Annotated in this window: 15 protein-coding genes; 10 read left to right on the top strand and 5 right to left on the bottom strand. The window is 61.2% G+C overall.

What is annotated here, in order from left to right:
- Window positions 1-46 precede the first annotated feature (46 nt).
- Window positions 47-400, top strand: a complete 354-nt coding sequence (locus tag PSH76_RS29485; RefSeq protein ID WP_003195461.1) for a YkgJ family cysteine cluster protein — start codon at window positions 47-49, stop codon at window positions 398-400.
- Window positions 401-532: 132 nt separating this feature from the next.
- Here PSH76_RS29485 and PSH76_RS29480 read toward each other — a convergent pair whose 3' ends face one another.
- Window positions 533-1,021 carry an Lrp/AsnC ligand binding domain-containing protein gene (locus tag PSH76_RS29480; protein ID WP_003176896.1) on the bottom strand — a complete coding sequence of 163 codons (489 nt, stop codon included), beginning with the start codon at window positions 1,019-1,021 and terminating at the stop codon, window positions 533-535.
- A gap of 156 nt (window positions 1,022-1,177) precedes the next feature.
- On the opposite strand from PSH76_RS29480, the gene dadA reads away from it, so the two are divergent.
- The 6 genes from dadA (at window position 1,178) to PSH76_RS29450 (ending at window position 7,278) form a co-directional block, all read left to right on the top strand.
- A complete protein-coding gene (gene dadA, locus PSH76_RS29475) occupies window positions 1,178-2,479 on the top strand; it encodes a D-amino acid dehydrogenase (protein WP_305493348.1) in 1,302 nt (433 codons plus the stop codon).
- Window positions 2,451-2,804, top strand: a complete 354-nt coding sequence (locus PSH76_RS29470) for a RidA family protein (RefSeq protein WP_032894546.1) — start codon at window positions 2,451-2,453, stop codon at window positions 2,802-2,804. Before dadA ends, PSH76_RS29470 begins: the two co-directional genes overlap by 29 nt.
- Before the next feature lie 77 nt (window positions 2,805-2,881).
- Window positions 2,882-3,955 carry an alanine racemase gene (alr, locus tag PSH76_RS29465; protein WP_032894547.1) on the top strand — a complete coding sequence of 358 codons (1,074 nt, stop codon included), beginning with the start codon at window positions 2,882-2,884 and terminating at the stop codon, window positions 3,953-3,955.
- A gap of 116 nt (window positions 3,956-4,071) precedes the next feature.
- Window positions 4,072-4,620, top strand: a complete 549-nt coding sequence (locus PSH76_RS29460; protein ID WP_032894548.1) for a cupin domain-containing protein — start codon at window positions 4,072-4,074, stop codon at window positions 4,618-4,620.
- A gap of 182 nt (window positions 4,621-4,802) precedes the next feature.
- Window positions 4,803-5,216, top strand: a complete 414-nt coding sequence (locus PSH76_RS29455) for a cytochrome c5 family protein (protein ID WP_032894549.1) — start codon at window positions 4,803-4,805, stop codon at window positions 5,214-5,216.
- Window positions 5,217-5,355: 139 nt separating this feature from the next.
- A complete protein-coding gene (locus PSH76_RS29450; protein WP_305493347.1) occupies window positions 5,356-7,278 on the top strand; it encodes an acetyl-CoA hydrolase/transferase C-terminal domain-containing protein in 1,923 nt (640 codons plus the stop codon).
- Between the two features lie 122 nt (window positions 7,279-7,400).
- Here PSH76_RS29450 and PSH76_RS29445 read toward each other — a convergent pair whose 3' ends face one another.
- Both PSH76_RS29445 and rep read right to left on the bottom strand, forming a co-directional pair.
- Entirely contained in the window at window positions 7,401-7,973 is a 573-nt protein-coding gene (locus PSH76_RS29445) for a xanthine phosphoribosyltransferase (RefSeq protein WP_003195447.1), read from the bottom strand.
- Between the two features lie 58 nt (window positions 7,974-8,031).
- Window positions 8,032-10,041 (bottom strand): DNA helicase Rep, encoded by a 2,010-nt coding sequence (rep, locus tag PSH76_RS29440; protein WP_003195444.1) that lies wholly within the window; start codon window positions 10,039-10,041, stop codon window positions 8,032-8,034.
- Window positions 10,042-10,307: 266 nt separating this feature from the next.
- Between rep and PSH76_RS29435 the strand changes: the two genes are divergently transcribed.
- Window positions 10,308-11,972: a bifunctional diguanylate cyclase/phosphodiesterase gene (locus PSH76_RS29435; RefSeq protein ID WP_032894551.1), complete on the top strand. Its 1,665-nt coding sequence runs from the start codon at window positions 10,308-10,310 to the stop codon at window positions 11,970-11,972.
- Window positions 11,973-12,546: 574 nt separating this feature from the next.
- Here the strand turns inward: PSH76_RS29435 and PSH76_RS29430 are convergent.
- Complete coding sequence (locus tag PSH76_RS29430) at window positions 12,547-13,950, bottom strand: NorM family multidrug efflux MATE transporter (RefSeq protein WP_138762005.1); 1,404 nt, start codon at window positions 13,948-13,950, stop codon at window positions 12,547-12,549.
- 152 nt (window positions 13,951-14,102) lie between these two features.
- Between PSH76_RS29430 and PSH76_RS29425 the strand changes: the two genes are divergently transcribed.
- Window positions 14,103-15,023 carry a LysR substrate-binding domain-containing protein gene (locus tag PSH76_RS29425; RefSeq protein ID WP_003195439.1) on the top strand — a complete coding sequence of 307 codons (921 nt, stop codon included), beginning with the start codon at window positions 14,103-14,105 and terminating at the stop codon, window positions 15,021-15,023.
- A gap of 176 nt (window positions 15,024-15,199) precedes the next feature.
- The gene (locus PSH76_RS29420) at window positions 15,200-17,176 is read left to right on the top strand and encodes a methyl-accepting chemotaxis protein (protein WP_138762006.1); all 1,977 of its coding nucleotides are present in this window, start codon (window positions 15,200-15,202) and stop codon (window positions 17,174-17,176) included.
- A 32-nt stretch (window positions 17,177-17,208) separates the two neighbouring features.
- On the opposite strand, the gene PSH76_RS29415 is transcribed toward PSH76_RS29420, so the two are convergent.
- Entirely contained in the window at window positions 17,209-18,705 is a 1,497-nt protein-coding gene (locus PSH76_RS29415; protein WP_138762007.1) for a YifB family Mg chelatase-like AAA ATPase, read from the bottom strand.
- Window positions 18,706-18,951: the final 246 nt, after the last annotated feature.

Below are 18,951 nucleotides of genomic sequence, written 5' to 3'. Positions count from 1 at the left end.
TTTTGCGTCAGAATCCACGTCTATTCGCCGTTCGGTATGGGTTTCGATGAGTTGCAACAGTCAGAAAATCAGCGCGCTGCGTCGCCAGATTCCTTCGTTCGAGTGCGTCCCGGGTTGCCACGACTGCTGTGGGCCGGTGACCACCTCGCCCGAGGAAATGTCGCGCCTGCCGCGCAAGACCGCCGCCGAGCAAGAGGCGGCGATGGACGAGCTGAACTGCGTGCACCTGGGCCCCAAGGGCTGCACGGTGTATGACGAGCGGCCGCTGATCTGTCGCCTGTTCGGCACCACCAAGACCTTGCCGTGCCCCAATGGCCGGCGGCCGGTGGAGCTGATTCATCCGCGGGTGGAGAAGCAGATTCATGAGTACATGGCGAGCACCCGGCAGGTGTTGGTCTAGCGGATGTACTCGGTTAAAACTGTGGGAGCTGGCTTGCCTGCGATAGCGGTGGGTCAGCTAGCACCTATGCCTCTGAACCGACGCTATCGCAGGCAAGCCAGCTCCCACATTTGACCGTGTTGTGTCAGTGGGTCAGTCAGGGATCGGTAGGTTCAGGCTCTCTTTCACCTCTTCCATCACGATATAGCTCTTGGATTCGCGCACATGGGGGAGTTTGAGCAGGATATCGCCCAGCAATTTGCGGTACGACGCCATCTCGGAAATGCGCGCTTTCACCAGGTAGTCGAAATCCCCCGACACCAGGTGGCACTCCAGCACATGGGGTAGTTTCAGCACCGCGCGACGAAATTCTTCAAAGGTGTCACCCGACTTGTAATCCAGGCTGATCTCGACAAATACCAGCAAACTTCCCTTCAAATGCTGGGGATTGAGCCGTGCGTTGTAGCCCATGATGATCCCTTCGCGCTCCAGGCGCCGCACGCGCTCGGTGCAGGGCGTGGTGGACAGCCCGACCTTTTCCCCCAGCTCCGTGAACGAGATGCGCCCGTCGGTTTGCAGGATGCGCAGGATATTGCGGTCGATCTTGTCCAGCTCCCGCTTGGTCTGGGTGTTGGTACGCATAGGGGATACGCCTCTGTCAAAAGGGTTTTTGCCAAGAATTGTCGCCAAATATAGGCATTTATATAGTGAAATGCACTGCCGATTGTTTTTTACACTGCGCCCATCATTGCTCGAATAACACACGTCAGCGGCCAAGCCCGCGATGAGGATATAAAAATGCGCGTTCTGGTCTTGGGTAGCGGCGTCATTGGGGTGACCAGTGCCTACTATTTGGCGCGGGCCGGCTTCGACGTTGTGGTGGTTGATCGTCAGCCTGCCGCTGCCATGGAAACCAGTTTCGCCAACGCCGGCCAGGTGTCCCCTGGCTACGCCTCGCCATGGGCCGCGCCGGGTGTGCCGCTCAAGGCCATCAAATGGCTGCTTCAGCGCCACGCGCCGCTGGCGATCAAGGCCACCGCCGATATCGATCAATACTTGTGGATGGCGCAGATGCTGCGCAACTGCACGGCCAGCCGTTATGCGGTGAACAAGGAGCGCATGGTGCGTCTGTCCGAGTACAGCCGCGACTGCCTTGACGAATTGCGCACCGAGACCGGCATTGCCTACGAAGGTCGCAGCCTCGGGACCACCCAACTGTTTCGCACCCAGGCCCAGCTCGACGGCGCCGCCAAGGACATCGCCGTGCTGAAAGAGTCCGGTGTGCCGTTCGAATTGCTCGACCGCGCCGGCATTGCCCGGGTTGAACCGGCCCTGGCCAGCGTCACCGATATCCTCGCTGGTGCCCTGCGCCTGCCCAACGACCAGACGGGCGATTGCCAGATGTTCACCACGCGCCTGGTCGACATGTGCAAACAATTGGGCGTGGAATTTCGCTTCGAACAAGACATCCAGCGCCTGGACTACGCAGGCGACCGCATCAACGGTGTGCTGATCGACGGCACGCTGGAAACCGCCGACCGCTATGTCCTGGCCCTCGGCAGTTACTCGCCCAAGCTGCTCAAGCCACTCGGGATCAAGGCACCGGTGTACCCGCTCAAGGGTTATTCGCTGACTGTGCCGATCACCAACCCGGCAATGGCGCCGACCTCGACCATTCTCGATGAGACCTACAAAGTCGCGATCACCCGTTTCGACAACCGCATTCGCGTCGGTGGCATGGCTGAAATAGCCGGTTTTGACCTGTCGCTGAACCCGCGGCGACGCGAAACCCTGGAGATGATCGTCAACGACCTTTATCCTCAGGGCGGCGATCTGGCCCAAGCCAGTTTCTGGACCGGCCTGCGCCCGACCACCCCAGACGGCACACCGATTGTGGGTGCCACGCCGTTCAAGAACCTGTTCCTGAACACAGGCCACGGTACCCTCGGTTGGACCATGGCCTGTGGTTCCGGTCGCTTGCTGGCCGACCTGATGGCGAAAAAAACGCCGCAGATCAGCGCCGCAGGCCTCGATATTTCCCGTTATGGCAACCACCAGGAGTCCGCACGACATGTCAATCCAGCGCCAGCTCACCAATGAGCGCATGAGCCAGATCGTTGTCCACAGCGGTACCGTGTACCTGGCAGGGCAAGTCGGCGACGATATGAGCGCCGGGATTGAACAACAGACCCGTGAAACCCTGGCCAATATCGAGCGTTTGCTGGACCTTGCCGGTACCGACAAGACCAAGTTGCTGTCGGTGACGATCTATCTGAAGGATATCGACGCCGACTTCGCCCTGATGAACGCGGTATGGGACAAATGGCTGCCCAAAGGCGTCGCCCCGGCCCGCGCCACCGTGCAAGCCAAGCTGTGCGAACCCGAGATTCTGGTAGAGCTGTCTGTCGTGGCTGCGCTGCCTTAACAACGATCCCTCTCCCGGTGCCGAGGTTGTTGGTCGGCACCGGTTTTTTTTACTTTGCTGCCTAGAAGCCTGCCGCCATGCGTCCAGCCCGTGCCCTGATCGACCTCCAAGCCCTGCGCCATAACTACCAATTGGCCCGAGAAGTCACCGGGGCCAAGGCCCTTGCCGTGATCAAGGCCGATGCCTACGGCCATGGTGCGGTGCCCGTGGCCCAGGCGCTGGAAGCCGAAGCTGACGGGTTTGCCGTGGCGTGCATCGAGGAAGCGCTGGAACTGCGCGCCGCCGGCATTCGTGCGCCGGTGTTGTTGCTGGAAGGTTTTTTCGAAGCTGACGAGTTGCCGCTGATCATCGAGCAGGATTTGTGGTGCGTGGTGCATTCGTTGTGGCAGTTGGAGGCCATCGAACAGGCGCGCCTGAGCAAACCGCTCACAGTGTGGCTGAAGCTGGACTCGGGCATGCACCGTGTGGGCCTGCACCCCAAGGATTACCAGGAGGCCTATCAGCGCCTGCTGGCCAGCGGCAAAGTGGCGAAAATTGTGTTGATGAGCCATTTTGCCCGCGCCGATGAGCTCGATTGCGTCAGCAGCAACGAACAAGTAACGGTCTTCGAGGCGGCGCGCCAAGGGCTGGCCGCTGAGGTCAGCCTGCGTAACTCGCCGTCTGTATTGGGCTGGCCAAGCGTGTCCAGCGACTGGGTGCGCCCCGGTATCATGCTGTACGGCGCAACGCCCTTTGGCGAAGACCAGGCCCTTGCTGCACGCTTGCAGCCGGTGATGACCCTGGAATCCAAAGTGATCTGCGTGCGCGAATTGCCGGCCGGTGAGCCGGTGGGCTACGGCGCCAGGTTCGTCACGCCCAAGCCGATGCGCGTCGGTGTGGTTGCCATGGGCTATGCGGACGGTTACCCGCGCCATGCGCCGACCGGCACACCGGTGCTGGTGGCTGGCCAGCGCAGCCGGTTGCTGGGCCGCGTGTCCATGGACATGCTGTGTGTCGACCTCACCGACCTGCCCCAAGCGGGCCTTGGTTCCACTGTGGAACTGTGGGGCAAGCACATCCTCGCCAGTGATGTTGCCGTGGCCGCCGAGACCATCCCCTATCAGATTTTCTGCAACCTGCGCCGAGTGCCAAGGCTCTATTGCGGCGCTTAGCCGCCGGCAACGAACTGAGCACGCCGGGATTTAGGCCCAAGTGTTGTAAATACTGAACGCTGTCGCCATGATAACGCTCAATTACAACAAAGCCTGAATCCTAGGAGGCTCCTGCATTGGACGTCGGCGAACGACTGCAATCCATCCGTAAACTCAAAGGTCTTTCCCAGCGTGAGCTCGCCAAGCGTGCGGGTGTCACCAACAGCACCATTTCGATGATCGAGAAAAACAGCGTCAGCCCCTCGATCAGCTCCCTGCGCAAGGTGCTGGGCGGTATCCCCATGTCCATGGTCGAGTTCTTCTCCGAGGAAGTCCTCCAGGAAATACCGACGCAGATCGTCTATAAAGCCAATGAGCTGATCGACATCTCTGACGGTGCCGTCACCATGAAACTGGTGGGCCGGGCGCGCCCGAGCCGGGCCATCGCGTTTCTCACCGAGATCTACCCGCCAGGTGCCGACACGGGCGAAGAAATGCTCACCCATGAAGGCGAGGAAACCGGGATTCTGGTGGAAGGTCGCCTGGAGTTAGTGGTCGGCCTTGAAACTTTTGTGCTCGAGGCGGGCGATAGCTACTACTTTGAAAGTACCAGGCCCCATCGTTTTCGCAATCCGTTCGACGTGCCAGCGCGACTAATCAGCGCAGCCACACCCGCGAACTTTTAAGAATAGAGGCGCCCTGCCAGCGTTGCAGAGGTTCCCGCAGCTGTACACCGTGAGGCCGAATCTCCCTTTATTTAATAGGGTTGTTTCGGCCGGGCGGGCTAACCGTTATACTTTCGCCGCCTGCGAAACCGTGGCCGCAGGCGTGAATAGCCACCATTGAGGGTGAACGCGTGAACCTAATTATGAAAATGCTGGCTGCACCAGCAACCGTACTGGCCCTATGGGCTGTCAGCGCTCAAGCTGCGACCAATGATGACATTGCCAAGCGCCTGGAGCCTGTGGGCCAGGTTTGCGTCCAGGGCCAGGAATGCAAGGGCATGGAAGTCGTCGCGACTGCGGGCGGCAGCGGCGGTGCGAAAACCCCGGACGATATCATCGCCAAGCACTGTAACGCTTGCCACGGCAGCGGCCTTTTGGGTGCGCCGAAAATTGGCGACACCGCCGCATGGAAAGAACGCGCCGACCATCAAGGTGGCCTCGATGGCATCCTGGCCAAGGCCATCACCGGTATCAACGCCATGCCGCCCAAAGGCACCTGCGCTGACTGCTCGGACGACGACCTCAAGGGTGCGATCAAGAAGATGTCCGGGCTCTAATCGGCCGATCTTCGCCAAAAATGCCGCTTACGAGCGGCTTTTTTGTGCCCGTAATTTAGGTATTGAGGCTGTTCATTGCAGCAAAGACCCGGCAAGCTCGGTCCAACCCCAAATTCATGGAATGTTCGGGAGCAGTCGGATGGTGCAGTTGTGTTCAATCGAGCAAGCAGTTGACGACGTACTGGAGCGCCTGCCGGCGCATATCCACATGGGCATGCCGCTGGGGCTGGGCAAGCCCAACCTGTTCGTCAACGCGCTGTACCGGCGCATCGCGCAGTTGCCCGAGCGGGCGCTGACGCTCTATACCGCCTTGAGCCTGGGCCGGCCTACCCAGGGTGACGGTCTTCAAAAGCGCTTTATCGAACCTTTCATCGAACGGGTGTTTGGCGACTACCCTGAGCTGGATTTCCTCGCGGACCTGCACAAGGGCAGCCTGCCGAAGAATATCCGTGTGCAGCAATTCTTCATGCAGCCGGGCAGCCTGCTCCACAGCGCCGCGGCGCAGCAGGATTATGTCAGCAGCAACTACAGCCATGCCGCCCGCGACATCAACGCCGCCGGCCTGAACCTGGTGGCGCAACTGGTTGCCAGTAGCAGCGAGCATCCCGACCGCCTGAGCCTGAGCTGCAACCCGGATATCACCCTCGACCTGATGCCCATGATCGCCAAGCGCCGCGCGGCCGGGGAGACCATCCTGGTCGTTGGCCAGGTCCATAGCGATTTGCCCTACATGCCTGGTGATGCCGAACTTGGCATGGATGAGTTCGACTACCTGCTGGATGAAAAAGACAGCACCACGTTGTTCTCCACGCCGAATATGCCGGTGGGCTTTCAGGACCATTTTATCGGCCTGCATGCCAGCACCCTGGTGCGTGATGGCGGTACGTTGCAGATCGGTATCGGTTCCATGGGCGATGCCCTGACGGCTGCCTTGCTGGCGCGCCAGGCCGACAACGAAGCCTATCGCCTGTTGCTCACCGACTTGGATGTGTACCAGTGGGCGCCGTTGATCAGCCGCGAAGGCGGTGTCGAGCCGTTTGCCCGTGGCCTTTACGGTTGCAGCGAGATGTTCGTCAACGGCCTGCTGGTATTGGCCGATGCAGGGATTGTGCGGCGCAAGGTCTACCCGGATGTGGCGACCCAGACGCAGGCCAACGCGGGCACCCTGGACGACGCCGCGCAACCCGACGGCGTGGCGATCCATGGTGGTTTCTTCCTGGGGCCGCGCAGTTTTTACCAGCGCTTGCAGGAAATGCCCCACGCCAAGCGCCAGGCATTCAACATGACCCGCATCAGCTACATCAACGAGCTGTACGGCCAGGAAGAACTCAAGCGCCTGCAGCGCCTGGATGCGCGGTTTATCAACAGCGCCATCATGGTCACCTTGCTCGGCGCGGGCGTGGCCGATCAGTTGGAAGACGGTCGCGTGCTCAGTGGCGTGGGCGGGCAATACAATTTCGTGGCCCAGGGGCATGCGCTGGAAGGCGCTCGCTCAATCCTGATTTTGCGCAGCTGGCGTGAGTCGGCGGGGGAGGTCAGTTCCAATATCGTCTGGGAGTACGGCCACTGCACCATTCCCCGGCACCTGCGCGATATTGTCATTACCGAATACGGCATTGCCGACTTGCGCGGTCAGACGGATGCCAAGGTGATCGAAGCGCTGCTGAACATCACTGATTCCAGGTTCCAGCACGACTTGATTGAACAGGCGCAAAAGGCCGGCAAATTGCCCAAGGATTTCCAGCTGGATCCGCGTTTTGCCGACAACACGCCAGAGCGGCTCCAGGCGATTCAGGCCAGGCATCGTCGCCTGTTCCCGGAATACCCCTTGGGCAGCGACTTCACGGATGAGGAACGGGATTTGTTGCGGGCGCTGAACTGGCTCAAGAGCAAATTCAAACTCACGGAGATTCTGGAGTTGGGCAAGGCGGCACTCGACGCGCCGGAGCCGGAGGCCTTTCCCAAGCATTTGCAGCGCATGCGCCTGGCTAAGCCGGAGGGCATCAAGGAAGACCTGTACCAACGCTTGCTGCTGGCCGGCCTGCAGGCCACCGCCCACTGATAGGCCAACGCAAAACTCAATGTGGGAGCTGGCTTGCCTGCGATGAGGGTCTTTCAGTCGACACCTCTGTCGCCTGATACACCGCTATCGCAGGCAAGCCAGCTCCCACATTTAGTTAGTGATTACTCGATAAAGGTCACGACACCACCGGCCAGCGACTTCACCCGCGCCAGCGACTCAACCCGATAACCCTGAGCATCCAGTTCCGCACGCCCACCCTGGAACGACTTCTCGATCACAATGCCCAGGCCGGCTACGGTCGCGCCAGCCTGCTTGATGATCGAGATCAGCGCCTGGGATGCCTTGCCGTTGGCCAAAAAGTCATCGATCACCAGCACGCGGTCGCTGCTGGTCAGGTGGCGCGGGGAGATCGCCACGGTGCTTTCGGTTTTCTTGGTGAAGGAATACACCGTGGCCGACAGCAGGTTTTCCGTGAGGGTCAAGGATTGCTGCTTGCGGGCGAAGATCACCGGCACGCCCAGGTTCAGCCCGGTCATGATGGCCGGGGCAATGCCCGAGGCTTCGATGGTGACGATCTTGGTGATGCCCGAATCCTTGAACAGTGCGGCGAACTCGTCGCCGATCAGTTTCATCAGCGCCGGGTCGATCTGGTGGTTCAAAAAGGCGTCAACCTTGAGGACCTGATCGGAAAGCACGATGCCTTCTTCGCGAATTTTCTTGTGCAGTGCTTCCACGGAAAGCTTCCTCTAATGGCGCGTTGTGCGCCGAAAGTAGATTAAAAAGTAGTCGATTCTAGCGCTTTAGCATCGCGCGTATATCCGCCAAGGCGGTGTTGCCGCGAACGGCCTTCACCTCGGTGGGGGTGTCGTCATTGCCTTCCCAGGCCAGGTCGTCCGGCGGCAGTTCATCCAGAAACCGGCTGGGGGCACAATCGATGATTTCACCGTATTGCTTGCGCTTGGCGGCAAAGGTGAAGGCCAGGGTCTGACGTGCGCGGGTAATGCCCACGTAGGCCAGGCGGCGTTCTTCCTCGATGGTGTCGGCTTCGATGCTGGAGCGGTGCGGGAGGATTTCCTCTTCCATGCCCATGATGAACACGTAGGGAAATTCCAGGCCCTTGGACGCATGCAAGGTCATCATCTGCACGCCTTCGGCGCCGTCTTCCTCTTCTTGCTGACGCTCGAGCATGTCGCGCAACACCAGCTTGCCGATGGCGTCCTCGACGGTCATTTCGCCGTCTTCGTCTTTTTCCAGGGTGTTCTTCAGCGCTTCGATCAGGAACCAGACGTTGCCCATGCGGTAATCCGCGGCCTTGTCGCTGGAGCTGTTGGTGCGCAGCCAGTTTTCATAGTCGATGTCCATGACCATGCTGCGCAGGGCGCTGATCGGGTCTTCGCCGGCGCACTGCTCGCGCACCTTATCCATGAAGCGCTTGAAGCGTGACAGGCGATCGGTGAAGCGCGTGTCCAGGTGTTCGCCCAGGCCGATTTCGTCGGTGGCGGCGTACATCGAGATCTTGCGTTCGGTGGCGTAGTTGCCGAGCTTTTCCAGGGTCGTCGAGCCGATTTCCCGGCGTGGCACGTTGATCACGCGCAGGAAGGCGTTGTCGTCGTCCGGGTTCACGATCAGCCGGAAGTAGGCCATCAGGTCTTTGACTTCCTGGCGTCCGAAAAAGCTGTTGCCACCCGACAGGCGATACGGCACCTGGTGGTGCTGCAGTTTCAGCTCGATCAGCTTGGCCTGGTAGTTGCCGCGATACAGGATCGCAAAGTCGCTGTAGGGCCGGTCGGTGCGCAAGTGCAGGCTGAGGATTTCCACGGCAACGCGCTCGGCTTCGGCGTCTTCGTTGCGGCAGCGGATCACACGGATCTCGTCGCCATGGCCCATCTCGCTCCACAGTTGTTTTTCAAACTCGTGGGGGTTGTTGGAGATCAGCACGTTGGCGCAGCGCAGGATGCGGCTGGTGGAGCGGTAGTTCTGCTCCAGCATCACCACTTTCAAGGAGGGGTAGTCTTCCTTGAGCAGCATCAGGTTTTCCGGGCGGGCGCCGCGCCAGGCGTAGATCGACTGGTCGTCGTCGCCCACCACGGTGAACTGGTTGCGCGTGCCGATCAGCAACTTCACCAGCAGGTATTGGCTGGCGTTGGTGTCCTGGTATTCGTCCACCAGCAGGTAGCGCACCTTGTTCTGCCACTTCTCCAGGATGTCCTTGTGTTCCTGGAACAGCTTGACCGGCAGCAGGATCAGGTCGTCGAAGTCCACCGCGTTGAACGCCTTGAGCGTGCGCTGGTAGTGGGTGTAGACGATGGCGGCGGTCTGTTCCTTGGGGTTGCGCGCGGCTTCCAGGGCTTCGGCGGGCAGGATCAGGTCGTTTTTCCAGGCGCCGATCATGTTCTTGATCTCGTCGACGCCGTCGTCGCCCGCGTATTCCTTCTGCATGATGTCGGTCATCAAGGCCTTGACGTCGGTCTCGTCGAAGATCGAGAAGCCCGGCTTGTAGCCCAGCCGCACATGCTCCTTGCGGATTATATTCAGGCCCAGGTTGTGGAAGGTACACACGGTGAGGCCACGGCCTTCGCCACCCTTGAGCAGGGTGCCGACGCGCTCTTTCATTTCTCGCGCCGCCTTGTTGGTAAAGGTCATGGCGACGATGTACTGGGCGCGGATGCCGCAGTTCTGGATCAAGTGCGCGATCTTGCGGGTGATCACGCTGGTCTTGCCGGAGCCTGCACCGGCGAGCACCAATAGAGGGCCGCCGACGTAGTTCACGGCTTCTTGCTGCCGGGGATTGAGTCGGGACATACGGAATTTTAGGGGTCGTTGTTCAAAAGGGCGGGCATTTTAACAGGCTGGAAAGATTCTGCTGCCATAGAACGACGGTGTGACGTACCACTCGATCTAAATTTGCCGGTTTTGCTACTTTGCCGCAGGATGTGGAGGAATATCCGAGACGATTATTTACAGTCTGCGCATTTGATAACAACTATCATTTGTCATCCTTTGTCATTGTCAGGCCGCACGTCATAATGGCACCGCTAATGAAATTTTGCAGAGTCTAGGGAGTTAGCGTGTCTACGCCTGTCGAACCCTTGCGTTTGCTGCTGCTGGCCGATGAGCCCGAGTGGGCAGCGTTGTTGCGCGAGTGCCTGGCGCCGATGGGCGAAGGGGCTGTGCTGATCAGTGCGCCCAACTGGGACTCGGTGAGCCGCCTGTTCGATGACGACCAGGGTGCTGTGTTATTGACCACGCCCAGCCTGCAGCCCGGCCCCGGCCGGTGCAGCCTGCCGTGTGTATTACTGCTGGAGCAGGAGCCACTGGTGTCGCCGCTGGGTGTCAGCGATTGGTTGGTGCTGGAGGCATTGGACGCCGACACATTGCGCCGCTGCCTGCGCCATGTGCGCGAGCGCGGCGTGCTGGAGAACACCTTGCAGCGCCTGGCCGAGCAAGACCCGCTCACCGGTATCGCCAACCGCCAGGGCTTCCAGACCTTGCTGGCCGCGCGCTTGGCAGAAAACGACGGCCGCGGCCTGGCCCTCGGTCACCTGGACCTGGACAACTTTCGTCACGCCAACGATGCCCTCGGCCATCAGGCGGGCGACCGGTTGATCCTGCAAGTGGTGTCACGGCTCAAGAGCCAGCTCGAAGCCGGGGACCAACTGGCGCGCCTGGGCAGCGATGAGTTTGCCTTGCTGATTGATACCCGCCGGGCGCCCCAGCGCGCCGAATGGATGGCCGAGCGCATCACTGAAGTGATGGCCGAACCCTATTGGGTAGATGGCGAAAGCCTGTTGATCGGTTGCAGCCTGGGCATGGCCCATGCCCGAGCCCGTGCGGGCGCCGACCCGTTGATGTGGCACGCCCATATCGCCATGCAGCAGGCCAAAAGCACCCAGGGCTGCACCTTTCATATCTTCAATGAACGCATCAACCGCAACGCCCGCAGCCTGGCCGACCTGGAAAGCGAGCTGCGCCGGGCCTTGCGCCGCGATGAGTTGGAGCTGCATTACCAGCCGCGCCTGGACCTGGACGACGGCCATATCGTTGGCCTCGAAGCCCTGGTGCGCTGGCGCCACGGCGAGCGGGGCCTGTTGCCGCCCAGCGAATTCGTGCCGCTGGCCGAACAGAGTGGCCTGATCGTGCCATTGGGCTACTGGGTGATCTCCCGCGCCCTGCGCGACATGCAAGACCTGCGCGAACGCGGCCTGCCGCCGCTGCACATGGCGGTCAACCTGTCGTTTCGCCAGTTTCAGGACAGCCAGTTGCTGTCCACCCTCAGCCGCCTGATTGCCGAGCGCGGCGTGGAAGCGCAATGGCTGGAGTTCGAACTGACCGAAACCGCCGTGATGCGCCGCAGCGACCTGGTCAAACAAACCATGGATGCCCTTGGCCGGTTGGGTGTGCGGTTTTCCCTGGATGACTTCGGCACCGGTTTTTCATCGTTTGTGCACCTCAACAGCCTGCCGATTGCCTTGTTGAAGATCGACAAGAGTTTTGTTGGCGGCATGGAGGAGCGCGAAGAAAACCGCAAGCTGGTGCACGCCATGATCAACCTGGCCCACAACCTTAACCTGGAAGTGGTGGCCGAAGGCGTGGAAACCCCCGAGCAGCTTGAGCTTTTGCGTTTGTTTGGGTGCGACCAGGTCCAGGGTTACCTGATCAGCAAGCCGCTGCCCTTGCCAGAACTGGTGGAATACCTGCTGTTCGGGCAAAGCCAGCAGGCGCTGTTGGGTTAAGCCTTTAAAGTGGTTCAAATGTGGGAGCTGGCTTGCCTGCGATAGCGGCCTGCCAGCCGACGCCTATCTACCTGACACCCCGCAATCAAACTGCGGGCTTGCTCGCGAAGGCGGCCTGGCAGTCAGCACAGTTGGATTGTGTGTATATCCATTGCTGCGGTAACGGCCACTTAGGGTTCCGCCTGACGACGGGTCACTTTGGAAAAGAGCCCCAAAGTAACCAAAGGGCTCTTGCCCCACCACTCGGCACCTCGCTTAGGCTCGGTGTGCCCGTAATCCGCCAGTGATTTGAGGGGCCGCCGCCACGCGCCATCCATGGCGCGGGGCGGCTAAACCGGCATCCCTGCCGGTTTACCCCCCAAATCCCTGTCGAATTCCGGCCAGCGTGGTTTGACGGGGCGCCTAAGATCACAAGCAGATCAAGATCAAGATCAAGAGCGGCTCGCTTCGCATCGTGGTTACCGTCTGCTGTTACAACCCACAAAGTTGTGTAGATCCTATGCTGCGATGGCGGTGTTGGATTCACTACCGCTATCGCAGGCAAGCCAGCCTCCACATGGACCGCGTGCACTCGCTAGTCAGGCAGTGCCGCTTGGAAACCAACAGGAGCATCTGGCTCTTGGCGAATCATCCGCTTCATCTTCGCCTCAAACGCCCAGGTCAGGCTCACCGCTGCACACGCCAGGCCTAGTGCCAGGCCCCACCAGACGCCGGTTGGTCCCCAGCCCAGGGTGAACGCCATCAACCAGGCCGACGGTGCACCAATCAGCCAATAGCAACCCAGCCCCACCAGGAAGGTGGTCTTGGCGTCCTTCAAGCCACGGATACAACCCATGGCGATGGTCTGCACGCCGTCGAACAATTCGAACCAGGCAGCGACGGCCAGTAGGCTCACTGCCAGCACGATGACGTCATGGAATGCCGGGTCGTCATGGTCGAGGAACAGTCCGATCAGCGGGTCGGAAAACAGCCACAGCACCGCGGCAAACCCCAACATCACCATGGCGCCGAACCCTATGCCGACCCGTCCGGCCAAGCGTGCTTGCAGCAACTGCCCGGCGCCGTAGTGCTGACCGATGCGCATGGTCACCGCGTAGGACATCCCCGCCGGCACCATGAAGGCCACCGAGACAATCTGCAGGGCGATCTGATGCGCCGCCAACTGCGTGCTGCCCATGGTGCCCATGCATAACGCTGCAAAGGCAAACAACCCGACCTCTACCGCATAGGTGCCGCCAATCGGCAGGCCCAGGCGCCACAGTTCGCGCAGGTAATGGGTATTCAGACGCAGCAGGCCGGTGCCCAGCGGGTAAGCGGCGTAGGCGCGGTTGCTGCGGATGTACCACATCAATGCCAGCGCCATGCCATTGGCGACGATGGCGGTCACCAGGCCGATGCCCATCAGGCCCAGTTTCGGCAGGCCGAACATGCCTTCGATCAGCGCATGGTTGAGCAGGTAGTTGACCACGGTGCCGCACAGGCTGATCACCATCACCGGGGTGGCCTTGCCGATGGCGCTGGTAAAGCCGCGCAGGGCCATGAAGCTCAGGTAGCCGGGCAGGGCAAAGGGCAGGATCGTCAGGAATTGCCCGGCTGCCTGCACGTTGGTTTCGGTCTGGCCGAACATCAACAGCACCGGCTTCAAGTTCCATAGCAGCAGCGCCGCCGCCAGGGCCATCAACCACGCCAGCCACAGCCCGGCCTGGGTCAGGCGAGTGGCGCCGTCGATATCGCCGGCGCCATGGCGAATGGCGACGAGGGTGCCCACGGCTGCAATCACGCCGATGCAGAAGATCGCCACGAACGAATAGCTCGCCGCGCCCAGGCCTCCGCCGGCCAGGGCCTCGGGGCTCAGGCGCGCCATCATCAGGGTGTCGGTCAGCACCATCAGCATGTGCGCCAACTGTGAGGCAATCAACGGCCCCGATAGCCGCAGAATGGCCCAGAGTTCGGTACGTGCCGGATGTTGCATGATCATCACACTCGAATAGTCAGGAAGGTGGGGAAGGTTTGATTCTCGGCGCATTCAGCCCATTGCACAAAAGGATAAAAGCGATCGTTGGCATGATTAAAACTCATACTTGAGCGATTCTGGTAGGGTTTCCAGATTGCGCAGTCGGAGCTTTCAGCATGTCCCGTCGTCTTCCTCCTCTTTACGCCTTGCGGGCATTTGAAGCCGCCTCCCGCCACCACTCGTTTACCCGTGCGGCTGAAGAATTGTCGATTACCCAAAGTGCGATCAGCCGGCATATCCGCACGCTCGAAGATTATTTTGCCTGCCGATTGTTCCAGCGCAGCGGTCGCACATTGCAGCTCACGGAAGCGGCGCGCTTGTTGCTGCCTGGCGTACGGGAAGGCTTCGCTGCCCTGGAGCGTGCTTGCCATACCTTGAATGCCGAAGATGACATCCTGCGTATGAAGGCGCCGTCCACCTTGACCATGCGCTGGCTGCTGGCGCGGCTGAGTCGCTTCCGGGCCTTGCAGCCGGGCAATGAGGTGCAGCTCACCAGTGCGTGGATGAGCATCGACGAAGTGGACTTCAACCAAGAACCTTTCGACTGCGCGGTGTTGCTCAGCAACGGGCACTTTCCGGCGGACTGGGAGGCCAGTTATCTGTTTGCTGAAATGCTGATCCCGGTGGGAGCGCCCAATCTGCTGGACGACGGCCCCTGGGACGTGACGCGGTTGGCAACCGCCGAACTGCTGCACCCAACCCCGGACCGTCGCGACTGGCGTTACTGGTTGCAGCGCATGGGGCTGTCGTCTCAGGTTTCACTCAAGGGCGGGCAAGTGTTCGACACGCTTGAGCTGGGCATGATCGCCGCCGCCCGAGGCTATGGCGTCTCCATGGGTGATTTGCTGATGGTGGCCGAAGATGTAGCACAGGGGCGCTTGAGCCTGCCTTGGCCGACGGCGGTCGCCAGCGGGGAAAGCTACTACCTGGTATGGCCGAAAACCCGCCCCGGTGGTGAGCGCTTGCGACGGCTGGCGGAATTTCTTCAGGGTGAAGTCAAGGCGATGGAATTGCCCCAGGTCGAACGCCTCGATTGAGTGGCGGCGAGTTGTTAGTGCAATCGTTTGCGGGATACCCCTGTGATTCGCTCAAGTATTGCCAAATGCCGCCGAAGAAGGGGGTTGGAACCATCGTGCATCAACGTTTCCCACTAGATAATTTGCCGAGCAGCGCTATGAGATCAGGATGATCCTGGCCTCGGCCAGGAGCTGTCATGTCTCAACCCCGTGCCCGGATTGCCTCCCAGTTAGGCCTCGCACTCGCCGTGATTCTCGCTGTCGTCATCAGCGGCAGTACGGTCTTTGCCTTGCGTACCCTCGACTCCGCCAACCTCGCCACCCGCGAGGAGCACCTGGCCAGCGAGGCGCGTTTGCTCGCCGACCAACTCAACACCTTCCACAGCACCCTGCGCGAAAGCACCCAGCGTTTGAGCGGGCTGTTTGAAAAGCGCTTCGGCGCAGGCTTGAGTGTGCGTGCGGACCAACCCGTGGCCGTGGCCGGCGTGCAGACGCCGAGCCTCTACCTGGGCAACGAGGTGCTGAACAACAACTTCGAAGAAGTGGATGAGTTCAAGCAGATGTCCGGTGGCGTGGCCACGGTGTTCGTGCGCAGCGGCGACGACTTTATCCGCGTCAGCACCTCCCTGGCCAAGCAGGATGGCAATCGCGCCATTGGCACCGTGCTTGACCGTCAGGGCGCGGCCTACCAGCGCGTTGTGAGCGGCCAGACCTACATCGGCCGTGCCGTGTTGTTCGACCGCTCCTATATGACCCAATACAGCCCCGTGCGTGACAGCAGTGGCCAGGTCATCGCCGTGCTGTTCATCGGTTTCGATTACACCGATGCCCAGAACGCCCAGTTTGAAAACCTCAAGCGCTTCCGCATTGGCCAGACCGGCTCCCTCGCGCTGCTCGATGAGCAAAAGCACTGGCTGGTGCCGCCGGCTGGCGTGCAAGCGCCGGATCAGGCGATTGCCGTGATGCTCGACCTGGCGAAAAAGCCGGGTGCAGGCCGTTTCTGGAGTGACAAGAACGAAGATTTCTATAGCGTTTCGGTGCCGTTCGAAGGCGGCCCTTGGGCGGTGGTAGCGAGCATGCCCAAGGCTGAGATTCGCGCCGTGACCTGGGAGGTCGGCATCCGCCTGGTGATCGGCAGTGTGCTGGCGATGTTGCTGGCAGTGGGCGCCGCGGTGTGGCTGTTGCGCAGCAAGCTGGCGCCATTGAGCGAGCTGGTGCGCCAGGCCCAGGCCCTGGGTGCGGGGGATTTGAGTGCGCGGCTCAATGTGTCCAGCCATGACGAAATCGGCCAGTTGGCGCGCAGTTTCAACCAGATGGGCGAAGCGCTGTCGACCATGGTGTCGCATATCCGTACTGCCGCCGAACAGGTTAACAGCCGCGCCCAGGCGTTGTCGGGCTTGTCTGGTGGTGCCTACGAAGGCATGGAGCAGCAGTCCGGCGAGATCACCAGCATGGCTGGCGCGGTGGAAGAGTTCAGTGCTACCTCGCTGAATATTGCCGACAACATGGGTAATACCGAGCGCCTGGCTCAAGAGAATGCCCAGCAAACCCGTATTGGCCGCACCTCGATGCAAGAGGCCTCATCGTCCCTGGAACATATCGCCACCGCGCTGAACAGCACCGCTGCCGTGATCAACACCCTGGGCCAGCGGTCCCAGGAAATCGGCGGGATCGTCGGGGTGATTACCGCCATCGCCGAACAGACCAACCTGCTGGCGCTCAACGCCGCCATCGAAGCCGCCCGCGCCGGCGAGCAAGGCCGTGGTTTCGCCGTGGTCGCCGACGAAGTGCGAAACCTGGCTTCGCGCACCCGCCAGGCCACCGATGAAATCTCCGGCATGATCCAGAGCATCCAGCAGGAAACCGGCAACGCCATCAGTACCATGGAGCATGGTAATGCGCTGATGCAGGAAGGCCTGTCCCGCAACGCCGACGTGGCCTCGGCCCTGGCGCGTATCGACGAGCAAAGCCGCTCGGCCGGCCAGCAGTTCGCAGCGATCACCACCGCCACCCAGGAGCAGAGCAGCACCGCGACCTTGCTCAGCAGCAACCTGCAGAGCATTGCGCTGGCCAACAGCGAGCAGCGTGAAGTGGTGTCGAACCTGGCGGTTACCGCCAAGGAACTGGAGACCTTGGCGGCAGGCTTGCGCCATGAGGTGGATCGGTTTCGCTGACGCACCGCTCCCACATTGATATTGCGTAAGGCTCAAGTCACGGATGTGGGGCGGTATTGCAGGGCCTCCTTCAGATGGTCACGGGTGATGGCGTCCATCTGGTCCAGGTCCGCCAGGGTGCGCGCCACCTTCAGCAGCCGATGGGCCGCCCGCAGTGACAGTGTCAGCCGCTCGCAGGCGGTCTCCAGCCAACCCTCGTCGACCTTTGGCAGCTTGCAGTGCTGGCGCAGCCCCGGCAGGTCCAGAAAAGCATTGGCACACCCCTGGCGTTGCTGTTGGCGCTCGCGTGCTTGCGCTACCCGCACCGAGGCATCGGCCGTTGTGTCGCCCGCCTGTTGAGTGGGGCTCAGGGCAGTGGCCTCCCGCGCGACGGTCAGGTGCAAATCAATCCGGTCCAGCAAAGGGCCGGATAGCTTGTTGCGATAGCGCTGGATCTGCTCCGGCGTACACCGGCAACGCCCGCTGGGCTCGCCCATGTAGCCGCAAGGGCAGGGGTTCATCGCCGCGACCAGTTGAAAGCGTGCCGGGAAGCTCACACGGTCTCGGGCCCGGGAGATCACGATATGCCCCGACTCCAATGGCTCACGCAGCACCTCCAGCACCTTGCGATCGAACTCTGGCAGCTCATCCAGGAACAACACCCCGTGATGGGCCAGGGTGATTTCCCCCGGTTGTGGCTTCGAGCCGCCACCCACCAGTGCCGGCCCGGATGCCGAGTGGTGTGGCTGACGGAACGGGCGGTTGGGCCAATGGCTCAGCGGTGCCAGGCTGACCACGGATTGGATAGCGGCCACTTCCAGTGCTTCCTGCTCGCTCAACGGCGGCAGCAAACCCGGTAGCCGGCTGGCCAATAAGGTCTTGCCGGTACCCGGTGGCCCGCTGAACAGCAGGTTATGCGCGCCCGCCGCCGCGATCAGCAATGCGCGCTTGGCCGCGAGTTGGCCCTGTACTTCACTCAGGTCCGGGTAAGGCTTGTTCATGTACAGCAAGCCGTCGGACCTATAGGGCTCAATCGGCACATGCCCATTCAGGTGCGCCACCACTTGCAGCAAGTGATCCACCGCAATCACCTTCAACCCTGACGCCAGGCACGCCTCCTCGGCATTGGCGCGCGGCACTATCACGGTGCGCCCGGCCTTGCGCGCCGCCAGCGCGGCCGGCAACACGCCCTTCACTGCGCGCACCTCGCCGGACAGTGCCAATTCCCCAAGGCATTCCACGTCATCGAGCATCAAGGCCGGCACCTGCACACTGGCCGCCAGAATGCCCAGGGCAATTGCCAGATCAAAACGCCCGCCGTCCTTGGGCAGGTCGGCGGGCGCGAGATTGAGCGTGATGCGGCGGGCCGGATATTGCAGCGCCGAGTTGAGGATGGCACTGCGCACGCGGTCTTTGCTTTCCTTCACTGCGGTTTCGGGCAAGCCCACCAGGGTGAGAGACGGCAGGCCATTGGCCATATGCACTTCGACGGTGACGGCGGGGGCTTCTACACCGACCTGGGCGCGGCTGTGGACGATGGCGAGGGACATGCTCGTTCCTTGAATGGGAGGGCCGCTTCCTGCGGTTTTTTCAAGGGTAGACGAGGTGGGATGGAGCGGGGCGGGGGAGGTTTTACAGAACGTATCCGGGCGGCAACGCAAAACAAATGTGGGAGCTGGCTTGCTCGCGAATGCGACCTGACAGGCGACACAGTTGGATTGTGTGCATATCCATTGCTGCGGTAACGGCCACTTAGGGTTCCGCCCTGACGGCGGGTCACTTTGGAAAAGCCCCAA

The sequence above is a fragment of the Pseudomonas sp. FP215 genome, assembly GCF_030687795.1.
GTDB classification, from domain to species: domain Bacteria; phylum Pseudomonadota; class Gammaproteobacteria; order Pseudomonadales; family Pseudomonadaceae; genus Aquipseudomonas; species Aquipseudomonas salmasensis.
The sequence above is the reverse complement of the archived record's forward strand: the minus strand, read 5'-3'. Positions and strand labels throughout refer to the sequence as shown.